The 13,172-nt window shown below is 61.4% G+C and carries 9 protein-coding genes; 2 read left to right on the top strand and 7 right to left on the bottom strand.

Annotation, left to right across the window (positions count from 1 at the left end; translation table 11 throughout):
• Positions 1–41 precede the first annotated feature (41 nt).
• The 3 genes from HDE80_RS02165 to HDE80_RS02155 are packed head-to-tail and all read right to left on the bottom strand — an operon-like array spanning position 42 to position 1,968.
• Complete coding sequence (locus tag HDE80_RS02165; RefSeq protein ID WP_184601568.1) at positions 42–389, bottom strand: hypothetical protein; 348 nt, start codon at positions 387–389, stop codon at positions 42–44.
• Positions 390–391: 2 nt separating this feature from the next.
• The gene (locus HDE80_RS02160) at positions 392–1,189 is read right to left on the bottom strand and encodes an inositol monophosphatase family protein (protein WP_184601569.1); all 798 of its coding nucleotides are present in this window, start codon (positions 1,187–1,189) and stop codon (positions 392–394) included.
• Between the two features lie 2 nt (positions 1,190–1,191).
• The gene (locus tag HDE80_RS02155; protein ID WP_255483534.1) at positions 1,192–1,968 is read right to left on the bottom strand and encodes a type II secretion system protein N; all 777 of its coding nucleotides are present in this window, start codon (positions 1,966–1,968) and stop codon (positions 1,192–1,194) included.
• Positions 1,969–2,056: 88 nt separating this feature from the next.
• Here HDE80_RS02155 and HDE80_RS02150 point away from each other — a divergent pair, with 88 nt between their 5' ends.
• Complete coding sequence (locus tag HDE80_RS02150) at positions 2,057–3,427, top strand: adenosylmethionine--8-amino-7-oxononanoate transaminase (protein WP_184667797.1); 1,371 nt, start codon at positions 2,057–2,059, stop codon at positions 3,425–3,427.
• 47 nt (positions 3,428–3,474) lie between these two features.
• On the opposite strand, the gene HDE80_RS02145 is transcribed toward HDE80_RS02150, so the two are convergent.
• Positions 3,475–3,840: a hypothetical protein gene (locus tag HDE80_RS02145; RefSeq protein WP_184667399.1), complete on the bottom strand. Its 366-nt coding sequence runs from the start codon at positions 3,838–3,840 to the stop codon at positions 3,475–3,477.
• Positions 3,841–4,011: 171 nt separating this feature from the next.
• Between HDE80_RS02145 and HDE80_RS02140 the strand changes: the two genes are divergently transcribed.
• On the top strand, positions 4,012–4,746 hold the full coding sequence (locus tag HDE80_RS02140) for a 16S rRNA (uracil(1498)-N(3))-methyltransferase (RefSeq protein ID WP_184667398.1): 735 nt from the start codon (positions 4,012–4,014) through the stop codon (positions 4,744–4,746).
• A gap of 45 nt (positions 4,747–4,791) precedes the next feature.
• On the opposite strand, the gene HDE80_RS02135 is transcribed toward HDE80_RS02140, so the two are convergent.
• From HDE80_RS02135 to HDE80_RS02125, 3 genes are read right to left on the bottom strand one after another with little or no spacing between them, the layout of a single operon-like run.
• A complete protein-coding gene (locus tag HDE80_RS02135) occupies positions 4,792–5,322 on the bottom strand; it encodes a chemotaxis protein CheW (RefSeq protein ID WP_184667396.1) in 531 nt (176 codons plus the stop codon).
• Positions 5,319–7,088, bottom strand: coding sequence for a chemotaxis protein CheB (locus HDE80_RS02130; RefSeq protein ID WP_184667394.1), 1,770 nt, complete (start codon positions 7,086–7,088; stop codon positions 5,319–5,321). The genes HDE80_RS02135 and HDE80_RS02130 overlap by 4 nt, the downstream gene beginning before the upstream one ends.
• A complete protein-coding gene (locus tag HDE80_RS02125) occupies positions 7,085–13,150 on the bottom strand; it encodes an Hpt domain-containing protein (protein WP_184667393.1) in 6,066 nt (2,021 codons plus the stop codon). Before HDE80_RS02125 ends, HDE80_RS02130 begins: the two co-directional genes overlap by 4 nt.
• Between the last annotated feature and the right edge of the window lie 22 nt (positions 13,151–13,172).

Genomic DNA, 13,172 nt, shown 5'->3' with positions numbered 1-13,172 from the left:
GATTGAATAACCCGTTGCTATCGAAGCTCGGAATGAAACCGCTACAGCGGTCGCGCGGAAGAAGAGCGCCCCGTGGCGACAGCCCAGATCAGCAGTCCATAAACCAGCGCATGCAGTAGGCCGAAACCAAACATGGATATCAGGCCCACGTTCGCAAGAATAGAAACGCCAGTCTCGTGGGTGGCATTCAGTCCGGGCAGGTAGATGCTGTAAAACCAGATCGACGCCACCTGCAACAGCAACTGCAACACGCTGGCAATCATCAGTAGCATGGCGGCACGAGGTGCTCGCGCCCAGATGACACATGCCACCACAATGCCAGCAATGGTGGCCAGCGTCTGAAAGCTTCCACCTGCCATCACACCGAAAATGCGGCTCAAGTCTTCCATCGTCAATACTCCGGCCATGTGGAGGACAAACACAGACGTTCCAGCGCTTGAGCATGAATCGCCGGCGTACCAGCCAGCACGCTGCGCGTATTCAGCGTGATTGGACCACCATCGAGATCAGTGAAAACACCACCGGCCTCGCGCACGATCATCACTAGCGCGGCGATATCGAGGATGTTCACGTCCGATTCGATCACCAGATCGAGGCTGCCACGCGCCAGCAGATGGTAGTGACAGAAATCGCCGTAACCGCGGATGCGGTTGCTGTCGCGAATGAGCTGGCCGAGTGCATCCCATCGCACATCGGCGGTCAGCGTTTTGACGTTGCCCGTGGAGATCGAGGCCTGGCTGATTGCGCTGGTATCCGCAACTTTCACCCGCTCGCCGTCGAGCCATGCGCCGCCACCCACGCTGGCCCACATCGTTTCACCGTAGATCGGCGCGCTGGACACGCCGAGAACCAACTCATCACCATCCATCAAGGCAATCTGGGTCGAGAAGAACGGGGTACGCCGCACAAAACTCTTGGTGCCATCGAGCGGATCGACCAGCCACAGCAGGCCACCTTGCTTGCCCTCGAGTCCAAACTCCTCGCCATAGATCGCCGCCTCCGGCAGCGCGGCCTGCAGGATTTGCCGGATGGCCTGCTCTGCTTCGCGGTCAGCGATGGTCACCGGTGTGGCATCGGATTTCAGCTCGACCTCTACCCCGCGATGCCAGTAGTGCCGAATCACTTCGCCTGCCGCCGCGGCAGCTTCGCGCGCTGCCAGCATGGCCTTGGTTGCGATATCAGATTGCATGATCAGTGGGGTGTCCTGTCGGGTGTCGGTGCGGGCAAGCCCATGGCCATACCTCCGCTGCGTTGAATATGTACGGTGCCGCTGGGATCCGGCCGACCGAATTGGGCCAGCCAGTGGAGTAGCACCGGATCAGTCTGTCGAGCCAGCAGCATCGCGTCCAGTCGCCAGCCCAGCGGACTGAGCTGCAACTCACCGTCGGCTTTTAGCGGACCATGACCATCATCATGCAGCTGCGCCGCGATAACCCCACTCTGCGCCTGTGCCTGCAACTGCAGCACGCCCAAGACGATATCGCCACTGTGCGTTTTCAGGGATGCTTTCGACCACTGGCTATTCGCCTGCAGCTGCAAAGGCCAGCCCGCCTGCAGGAGAGCGTGCTCGACGGTCACCTGCAGCTCGCCGCGTGGCCGACCCAATGGCAGCTTTGCATACGCATCCAGCAAAGAGAGATCGACGCGCGCGTGGACGTCGTGCCACTCGACCTGGCCTGCCGCCAGCTTTTGCATCGCGCCGGAGAAATCCAGCTGTGGTCCGCTGAAATCCAGCTGCAGTTGCGTCTTTCCCAGCAAGGCGAGTCGCGACAATTGCCAGCTCAGCTGTCCGAGTGTATGGCCATCGGCTGTCGTCACCTGCGCCGCCCGCCCGTCCCACAGCAGGCCATCGACCTGCTGCAAACGCAGTCCGTGCAATTGCGGTGCTATCCAGAACATGGCCAGACGCGCGGGCAGAAACCACACCAGCAACAGCGTGGCCAGCAACAACCCACCTACGCCGATCAAGCATTTCCGCAAAGTCTTCAACCGCCAATTCCCGAACCTGTTCATGGATGGACTTGAGCGTCCAGCGCTCAGCACCGATGATAGCTGGATGACCAACCCCGCAAGCAGCAACGCCGCGCTCGCCGCGCGTGATCTCGAACACCTCTGGCATCCCTGCACACAGATGCACGACCACGGCATCGCCGGCGTACCCATGGTGCCGATCGTGCGTGGAGAAGGCGCCTGGCTGATCGATGCCGATGGAAACCGTTATCTCGACGGCATCAGCTCGTGGTGGACCAATCTGTTCGGCCACGCGAACCAGCGCATCGCGGCAGCGCTGGCGGATCAGGCGCACACGCTGGAGCATGTGATCTTTGGGGGCTTTACGCACGAACCGGCGATTGCGCTGGCCGAGGAGCTGGTGCGCATCACGCCGCCGGGGCTTGATCGCGTATTCCTTGCCGACAACGGCTCAGCGGCGATCGAAGTGGCGCTGAAGATGAGCTTTCACTACTGGCTCAATCAGGGGCATGGTGAAAAAACCCGCTTTATCGCATTGACCGGCAGCTACCACGGCGAGACGCTGGGTGCGCTCTCGGTGAGCGACGTGGCCCTGTATCGAAAAACCTACGCGCCTTTGTTATTGACGCCCTTTCTGGCGCCGTCACCGGACGCTTATGAAGGCGAGCCCGGCGAAAGTCCCGAGCAGATCGCCACACGCAGGCTGCAGGAACTGCGCGTGCTGCTCGAACGTCACGCGCATGAAACCTGCGCGGTCATCGTCGAACCACTGGTGCAGTGCGCCGGTGGCATGCGCATGTATCACCCCCATTACCTGAGTGGCCTGCGCGCGCTGTGCGATGAGTTCGCGGTACATTTTATCGCTGACGAAATCGCGGTCGGCTTCGGCCGCACCGGCACGCTGTTCGCCTGCGAGCAGGCGGATACGACACCGGATTTTCTATGCCTGTCGAAAGGGCTCACTGGCGGCTTTTTGCCGCTATCCGCCGTACTCACTACGGACGCGATCTACCAGGCGTTTTACGCCGAATACAATGCCGGCAAGGCATTCCTGCATTCGCACAGCTATACCGGCAATCCGCTGGCCTGCCGCGTCGCACTGGAGACACTGGCGATCTTTCGCGACGAACCGATACTGGAACGCAATCGCCAGCTTGCGACTCATCTGGCGAAGCGACTGGCACCACTGCGCGACCACTCCCATGTCGCCGACGTACGGCAGACCGGCATGATCGCGGCGATTGAAATGGTCGCGGACAAGACCAGCCGGCGGCCTTTCCCTGCCGAAGAACGGCGCGGTTTACGCGTATATCTGGATGGGCTGAAGCACAGCGTGCTGCTGAGGCCGCTGGGCAATGTTATTTATTTCATGCCGCCATACATCGTCACTGAGTCGGATATCGATCAACTGGTCGACGCAGCGATTGCCGGCATCGAGCTCGCTGTCGCCGGCTGAGCGTTATTCACGTCGCCACATGCGACGTGAATAACCAGTCGCCTTTCTCAGTGACCTAGGCTGATGCTGGGATCGAGCATCTGCAAGGCATGCGCATTGTCGATAGCGCCGGTATTACGTAACTCGTCACCACCGTAACTGCGTCCCGCCACCGGTAGACAGTCGCCATTCTTTGGCGGAATCAGGCTGCCTGTATGTTGCAGGCAGTTGCGATCTCCCGGTTTGACCAGGCGATGATCGGTCGATGCCGCCTTTGAATTCGCCGGCATTTCATCCGTCTGAGATGACGCTGGAGACGTCTGCGACGAACTCTGAGCGACGGCTACCGCGCTGATCCCCGAGCCGGCCATCAGTGCAAAGGCGAAGATCATCTGCTTGGATCGGGGTGACTTTGAGGAGAATAATGTGGACATGGGCAAGCCCTCTGCAGCTCCCGCAGGGAGCGACAGCTCACATGCTGCGCCGGTAACCGACAACTGGCAATGAAACGCTCCCACCCATCTCGCTGACATTCAGTTTTCCATGAGCATTCGGCTACCGTGCGGCGGCTCGGTTATGCTGCTTTTTTGCCGCGCGAACGCTCCATGCGAAACATCCGACTCCATATTGCCCAACCGCTGAGTGTAGGTACCGAGCTTACCCTGCCAGCACAGGCCGGTGAGCATGCCGTGCGCGTGCTACGGCTGGTTACCGGTGATCCGATTACACTTTTCAACGGCGATGGCGGCGATTACGCCGCTACAATTCTTGTTGTTGGCAAGCGCGAGGTGACCGTCCGTATCACTGAAAAGCTCGCTCTATCGAACGAGTCACCGCTCCCGCTGACCCTGGCGCAAGGGGTAGCGCGCGGCGACAAGATGGATCTCATCGTGCAGAAGGCGACCGAGCTTGGCGTGGTACGCATCGCGCCGCTGCTGACCGAACGCTCGGAGGTAAAGCTAGACGCAGCACGCTCCGAAAAACGGCTGGCGCATTGGCGCGCGGTGGCCGCCAGCGCGTGCGAACAAAGCGGCCGGGCGCGGTTGCCGGAAATCAGTGCGGCCGTGCCACTATCAAAATGGCTGGACGACCTGACTGCCGATGGCGCGCTGCGTCTCGCCCTGCTTCCCGAGGCTGTCAGGTCGTCGCGCGAGCTGCACTTTACGAATGCCGGCGGCCTGCTCGTGGTGGGCCCGGAGGGCGGATTGGGCGAACGTGATATCAGCGCGCTGAAAGTGGCGAACTTCGAGGGACTGCGGCTTGGACCGCGCATTCTTCGCACCGAAACCGCCGGCCTCGCCGCTCTGGCGGCACTGCAGGCCATCCACGGCGACGGCTGATATTTCCGACCCAATTTAGCTTTGCAAGAGGAAAAGCTCTGCTTTTCAGCCGCCTGTACCCGACCACTCCGTCGCGTCATGCGGCACAGGCGCTTCCGTCAGATCGGCATCGTCGAGCAGACCCAGTAGCTCGGCTTCTATCCACTCCAGATCGGGAATCATCGCGACGTCGTCGCGCACCAGTACCTGCGCTCGAACCCCAGGCGGCAGCGGGCTGCCGTCGTGGGTGGGAATGATCAGTTCGGCGTTCAACGTGGTCAGGCGCGGAAAGCCCTGTGTCAGCATCGCGATAAACGGGAGCTTGGGATTGCCACCCAGCGCCTTGAGCACCGCCACGCGGACACTGGATTCGCCATCACCAGCTTCGCTACCGGTCAACTGTGCGAACGACACCAGCGGCACGCGCCAGCCGCGCCAGGCGATGCGGCCCAGCAACCACTCCGGCGCAGCGGTCACCGGTTCGGGTTTGCTGTAGGTGATCACTTCAGCGACGGTGGCGTTGGGCAACAGCAGACGCAAGTTGCTTACCGGCACCAGGACGCAGCGGATTTCACGCGGTAACGGCTCATCACTCATGGAAACACCTCGATCAGATGCGCCGCCAACTCATGGGGCGTACCGGAAAAACTGACTAACCGTTCGGCAGATATGCCACTGACCATATCGGCGTAATGCTCACCGGCCGACGACTCAACCCAAACCTTGCCGCCACGATCGTGTACCGCTTGCGATCCAGCGACGGCATCGGTACCGCGTCCGGAAAACACGATGGCCAACGCATCGCGACCGAACACATTGGCCGCCATGCTGAAACTGGCATCGATGGATGGCCCATGTGATGCATTGGCACCGCTGGGCATAAGCTCGACGCTGCCGTCGCGAACAAGCAGCAACTGCTGCCCGGCCGGTACGACCAGTACTTCGCCAACGCGCGCACGGCTGCCGTGCTTGGCAACCCGCACTGGCAACACAGAATGCGCTGCAAGCGTTTCCACCAGGGTATCGACCGGCGTTTCACCGAGATGCTGGGTATGCACGAAAGCCAGCTTGGTCATTGCCGGCAACGCTGCCAAAAAGCCGCAGACGGACTCGCTGCTTCCGGCAGCGGCACCGAGCAACACGATCTGGCCCAGGCTATTGGCCCGAACCTCTTCAGGGTCTTCATAGGTCTTTGGCGCGATGGCCTCTTCCATCGAAAGAAGCTGAAGATTCATTACCAGCTCGTCGTCCGGCTCGCCCTCGTCAGCCTCTGGCGCCAGAAAATCGGCAGCACTTACCTTATGGATACCGAAGTCTTCCGCAGCAGACTTTTCAGCCGAAACGCTTGCGGGGATGGCTGCTTCGTCTTCGTCCAGCAACGCCCAACTGTCCGATACACGCACAGTGCTGGCCACGAGGGCATCGACCGGAATCTGCTCCGCAGCGGCGGCATGGATCGTTGCCACCAATGTATCAGTGCGAGGTGCCAGCTCCAGATGGTCAAGCTGGAAAACAGGCGGTGTCACGCTGATCGGACCTGCATCATTCTCTGCCCTTGCAACCGCGGCGACAGCGTGTGCAGCTCCCGACAACTCGGACTTGTCAGTTTCGATTTCCTCGCCTGCTGGCAGGCCAAAATGGCCATCATGCAGAGGCGGCAAATCCTCGTCGCCGGTGAAACGCAGACCCGAACCGGTCGGTGCCTCGTCCTCATCCGACAGGTCGCCCGATGCCAGCAACGCTTCCAGTTCAGCCGCGAGATTTTCCGACTCCTCACTCGCCGCCTGCACGTGCTGTTCTTCGGTAGGGGCCTGCACCGACCGCTCGGACTCGAACGATGGCGACTCCAGAATCAGTGATGAAATCTGGCTTTCCGACGTCTGACTTTCAGCAGCGGGAGTATTGGCTTCTGCTGCAACTTCCGGCTCCGACGATGGTGCGGAAACAGCATCAGCAATAAGCGCCTCGAGTGTCTCGCTGGTCACCACCTCGACACCGCGGGCATGCTCGGGACGCGGCGGATCAATATCGCCCATCTCCAGCACCTTGACCGCGAGATGACGAGCCCAGCGGGCACGATCCCAGCCACTCAGTTCGCGACTGGCCTGAGCATCGTTGAAAACCACGCGAGGGGTGTCGCCATCGATTACTTCGTAAAGATGGTCGAGCGCATCGTCGGCCGAATCGTCCAGGTTCACGACCAGCACCTGGGCGCCTACTTTCTCCAGCAGCTCGCGCGTGAGCGTGGACATACCGCCCTCGTGCACAATGCGCGCACCGCGCTCGTTCAGAGCGTCACGCAGCTGCGCGCCCAGCTCGACATCATCAAACAGCAGTGCAACCGCCGGCGCGGCATGGCTCATGACTCGGCTCCGACACGCTGCTCAAGCACCTCACTGATCTGCACCAATAGCTCGGCCTCCTGATAGGGCTTGCCCAAATAACGGTCGACGCCGATATCGAAAGCTCGCTGACGATGTTTATCGCCGCTGCGCGAAGTGATCATGATGATTGGCACATCGCGCAGTCGCGGATCGGCCTTCATGTGTATGGCGAGCTCGTAGCCGTCCATACGCGGCATTTCGATATCGAGCAGCATCAGATCCGGCACGCGTTCGTGCAGTTTTTCCACTGCATCGACACCGTCCTTGGCTGTACTGACGTCGTATTCGTGGCGCTCCAGCACACGGCTGGTGACCTTGCGCATGGTGATCGAATCATCGACCACCATCACCAGCGGCCGCACCCGCACTTCCTCGATCACCGGCGCTTGCACGGCACTGAGCCCATCAGCCAGACGATGCTGACGACGTGTGATGCCATGGCGGACCAGCGGAGCAAGATCAAGAATGATCAACACCGAGCCATCGCCCATGATGGTGGCGCCGAGCAGACCGGGGACCGAACTGATCTGCGGGCCGACCGACTTCACCACGATTTCGCGCGAACCGAGCACCGCGTCGATACGGATCGCCGCGCGCAGATCGCCAGCGCGGGTCAGCAGCAGCGGCTGCTGTTCGCCTTCGGCCGGCAGACCGGGCGGCAAGCCCAGCAGTTCGGCCAGATCGTGGATGCCGTATTCCTCGTTACCGTACTGGAACGTCGGTTCGTCCTCGGCAAGCCGCACGGCCAGGTCGTCAGGACTGACCCGTGCCACACCTTGGACGGACGTCATCGGAATCGCGAAGGTCGCCTCACCGATGCGCACGAGAATGGCCTGGGTCACCGCGAGAGTGAATGGCAGGCGCAGCACAAACACGCTGCCTTTACCCGTTTCGGATTCGATCGACAGCGACCCACCGAGCTGCTTGATCTCGTTGGCAACCACGTCCATGCCGACGCCGCGGCCAGCCAACTGGGTCACGGTGCTCGCAGTGGAGAAACCTGGCTGGGTGATCAGCGAAAGCAGTTGGTTGTCGGTCGGCTTGGTGTCGGCACGCAACAGCCCGCGTTCAATACCACGCTTGAGAATGGCCTCGCGATCAAGGCCGCGACCGTCATCGCTGACGCGGATCACAACCTCAGTGGCTTCGCGCGCGACCCGGATATGCACGGCGCCTTCGTTCGGCTTGCCCGCCTTGCGGCGTTCATCAGGCGACTCGATGCCGTGCGCAATGGCGTTGCGCAGCATGTGTTCGAACGGCGCCTTGATGCGATCGAGCAGGTTGCGATCCATTTCACCGTGCGCGCCGTCGACATAGAGCTGCGCACTCTTGCCGTCTTCCTGTGCAGCCTGACGCAGGGTACGGCGAAGGTTCGGTACCATCGTGTCGAACGGCAGCATGCGCGTGCGCAGCAGACCGTCCTGCAACTCGGTACTGACGCGCGACTGCTGGATCAGCAGAGTTTCGGCCTGACGCGTGAGTTCATCAAGCAAGGTCTGAATGGACACCAGATCGGAGACCGACTCCGCCAGTGCACGCGAGTACTGCTGCAACTGCGAGTAACGATCGAGCTCGAGCGGATCGAACACGGTGAGGCCCGCTTCGCGATGTTCACGCTGGAAGCGCGCGATGATCTGCGCCTCGGTCTCGATTTCCAGCATGCGCAGCTGGCTGCGCAGACGGGAGACGGTCTGTTCCAACTCGACCAAGTTGAAGCGGTAGCCGGCAACCTGCTGCTCCAGACGCGAACGGTAGATCGCCACTTCGCCGGCGTGGTTGACGAGGCTGTCGAGCAGGTCGGCGCGAACGCGGATCTGTTCCTGCGACGAGCGAACCTCTTCTTCCATTTCCGGCAACAGATCGGGAAGCTCGGGCAGATCCTGTGGAATGACGGCTGCGACAGGTGTCGCCGGAAGCACCAACGCGCTGGCTGTTCTTGCATGCGGCGCGGCATCGGCAATCGATATGGCATCGTCGGCAAGATTCGTTTCACCGGCCAGGGCCAGCAACTGATCGATCATGCCCTGCGGATAGTCGATGGCCTGGCCCAGCGAGACCGACTGCACCTGTTTGTGTAACTGATCGAAGCTGGCTTCCAGTGCTGCGATCAGCGGACCCGTCTTGGCCGGATCGCGAATGGGCTTTTCGAGCAGGGTTTCCACCGCATGGGTAAGATCACCCACGCCCATCAGGCCGGCGATTCGCGCGCCACCCTTGAGCGTATGCAGATCGCGCTGCAACTCGGGCACGTACGACAGCTCGGTCGGGGCATCGTGCCACTGCGCCATCACACCGTCGGCGTGATCAAGAATTTCGCGCGCCTCATCGATAAACACTTCCAGCAGATCGGCGTCGATATAGCCGGATCCAGCCAGTGCATAAACGTCGTCCTGGGCTACTGCGGACTCATCGGATGCCGGACTACCCTCAACATGTTCGGCAGCGGCATGCTCGGTAGTGGCATCTGTGGTCTGATTCGTAAGAGCTGCCTGTTCGGCGGCACGCTTCTCGGCATCGAGCTTTTCGGAAGCCAGGAGTTCGGCAGCAATCTCATCAGCCGCCTGCTGCGCTGCCAGTTCGGCGGCGTGCTCGGCCGCGAGTTTATCGATGACTGCCTGCTCGGCGGCCGCTTGTTCGGCCGCAAGCTGCTCCGCAGCGACCCTTTCTGCGGCGGCCTTTTCGGCAATCAGCTGTTCGGCGGCGGCACGTTCAGCGGCAGCCACTTCCGGTTCGAATGCACCCAGCGCAGCGACCATCTCTGCTGCGAGCGCTGCGTGGTGCGCATCGTCGGGGTGAACTTCTGCCGGAGCTTCTGCCTCAGATGTTGCATCGAACTCAGCATCGTTGATCGATGTATCAGCGTGCGCCGATTCCGATACGACATCGGCCTTGACCCGATCGTCTGTTGCCTGATCGTTTGTTGTATCGACTTCAGAGGCATCCGGTTCCTCATCGGCCTGCCGCTCGTAAACAACGTGCGCGACCTGCGACTCCGGATAGCGGTCACGCAACGCCGTGATCTGCGCGGTGAGCGCATCGGCGTTGGGCAGGCGTGGCTGGATGGCATCGAACTGGTCCATCACGTGATCGACCAGATCGACCGATTGCTCGAGCATGCGCACACCGTCGGACGACAGCGCGATGTTCAAGGCACGCAGACGCTTGAACAGACTTTCCAGCGGGGACAGCAGTTGGGTCAGCAGTGGAATGTCGACCATCGCGATCGCGCCGTGCAGCGTGTGTACGGCACGCAGAAGATCTTCGCTGATCGGCAACTCGATATCGCTGCGCTGAATGGCAGCACGAATCGTATGCAGATACTGCGCGACTTCGCTACGCAGGATTTCGAGCAGCACCGGATCGACCGGCGGCATCACCGGCATGGCCAGCACCGATTCGGACGGCGACTCCGGCTCAAACGCCGCCAGGTTAACCGCCGCGGTATGACTGTCGGTGAGGCTGGCTTCCGGCACGGCATCCGCCGCGATCTGCGATCGGGGAATACGTCGAACCACAACGCGACGAACCATTTCCGTGGCCGTCGACAGATGATCTTCCACTCGGGTGTGCTGACCATTGGCCACTTCTTCGGCGGCCTGCATGATCGCGCCCAACGGCGCTGTCGGCGTGCCTTCACCTTTCAGCGCGGCAAGCAGTTCCGGCAACGCGGCGATCGCATGGTGAACCACGGCCTGCACGCCTTCGTGCGGCTCGATGGTGCTGTCGAGTACACGGTTGAGCATGTCCTCCACTTTCCAGGCGAACTCGCCGAGCACACCGGCACCGACCAGTCGACCCGAACCCTTCAGCGTGTGGAAGGAACGACGCAGCGTGATCAGCGAGGAAAGCTGGGCAGGATCAGCCAGCCAGACTTTCTCGCCGTTGCGCAGACTGTCGATTTCTTCCTGCATTTCCTCCAGGAAGATCTCGCGGATATCGTCGTCGATACCTTCCGCGTTGAGATTGAAGGCGGTGTTGGCTGCCAGCGCGTCGCGTACCGGCACCTCTTCGAATTCCTCTTCCTCGATCTCGATCCAGTCGTTGTCCGGATCATCTGATCCGAGATTCTCGGACACGGGCGGAGCCGTGGTTTCGGTTTCTGCCAGCCGCATGCCGTCGATGTTATGTACCGTGGCCGTTTGCTGTTCGCTCTCACCGATAAACAGGTGCGCCAGATCGTCGCCCGGTAACATGCTGACCGATTCGGTCAGCTCGGGGTGCGTCTCATGCACGAAGCCCTTGTGCTCCAGACCCTCGTTGGCGAGCCCGGCATCGTGCTCGGCGCTATTAGACGCCGGCTCGATAACCGATGGTGCCGGCAACTCCCGCGCGACAGGCAGCGGCCAGTAGCCGAGCAAGCCCAGGCTGTGCTCGGCCACATCGAGAATGTGTTCCAGACCGCCACGGTGTTCTCGCGCGGCCTCGAGGTAGTACTCGAGCGCCGCCAGCGCGTCAGCGAGGTGATCCATCTGCACGCCGGATGGCACGCGCCGATCGATCAGCAGTTCTTCGGCGACGAAACGGCCGACGCCTTCGGCCAGCTCTGCCGGGCGTGGTGCGGAAAGCATCCGCAGTGCACCGGCAACCTCGCCCATCAAGGCCGGAGCAACGACCAGATGGCTGTGCTCCCAACCCGATTCGACGAAGGCGATGATTGCGTTCTTGACGTTGCCGGTATTGGTGATCGCTTCTTGCATCAGCGCGGTAACCACACCGAGCGCCTCGCTGCGCGGCAGACCATGCGCCGCTTCGCCAGTTTCCGCTTCCTCTTCGGAACCCAGGCTTTCGATATGGTCGTCCAGCGACGACTCGACGTACAGCAGCGCACCAGCGACGTCCAGCAGGGTTTCTTCGTCCGGCTGACGCATGCGGTTGGCGATTTCGTCGAGCACTCGACGCTGTTCGATGATGACCCTGCGTGGCACGTTCAGCGCCAGCATGCCCAATGTGTCACCGACGCGCTCGAGCATTTCACTCTGCGAGGCCAGCTGCGACGGATCGGCACCCTCCTGGCGCAGGAACAGATCGAGCGCCTCCTTGACGCGTAGCAGGTCGTCCTTGATGGCGCGCGATACCGAATCGAGCAGCGCACGGTTGTGACCCGCCATCGAACCGCGAGCGTGCTCCAGTTCGGCGGCATCCGGCAACAGGCTGTCGAGCGCATAAGTGCTGCGCAACAGCTCCATCTGCGGACTGCGCTCTTTGGCCTGCGCCACGATGTAGAGCATCTTGCAGGCGACATCGTCGGCGTCACCGCCGCGAAGGCTGATTTCACCTTGCTCGATGAGCTGGCGAATGCTGCGATCCACCTTGCCGATCAACTGACGTATTTCGCCGGCAAAGCTTTTCAGCATGCCTTGCTCAAGGCCTTCCAGCACACCGGCGGAAATCCACCACAGGCGGCGACCGTGAACGTGATAGCAGCGCGATGCAATGGCGAGCAACGTGGTGCGCATGCCAACCAGCTGATGCTCGGCATCCTGACCACGAAACCAGCTGAGCAGCTGCTGCTGAAAGCGCAGGCGCAGATCCACCAGCTCGCCACGATGCGCTTCGGCATACGTCTCGCTCATCGCCGCTGGCGCCTGCTCGGGCAGGAACGCATCGAGGTTGGGATGGAACATCGCCGACTCGGTCAGCGGCGGCTGCTCGCGACTGGCGCGCAGATCGTTCAACAGCGGCAGCAACACCACTGGTACATCGCGATGACCGCTGGACAACCGCTCGAGATAATCGGGCAGCTGCATCAGGCCTCGCATCAACGACGCGTATGCTTCCTCACGGTGAGTTATTTGATCCTGAAGTAGCGCGCCAGCCAGCGTCTCCATCTCCGCGGTGATCTGGGCTGCGCCGTACAACTCGACCATCTGCAGGGTGCCGCGCACTTGATGCAGATGCTCGGCGCACGAACGCATGGCATCGCGATTGGTCGGATGCTCAACGTACGTTGCCAAGGCCTCGCGGGCGGTCGACAAGGTTTCGTCGAGCTCCGGCTTGACCCACTGCAGCGTGGTGAAATCGATGTGGTCTTGAAGTCTCATGTGCCTCTCTCGACGATTGCCC

Source organism: Rhodanobacter sp. A1T4, from assembly GCF_014207185.1.
Classification (GTDB): Bacteria; Pseudomonadota; Gammaproteobacteria; order Xanthomonadales; family Rhodanobacteraceae; genus Rhodanobacter.
This window is presented reverse-complemented; position numbering and strand designations above follow the sequence as displayed.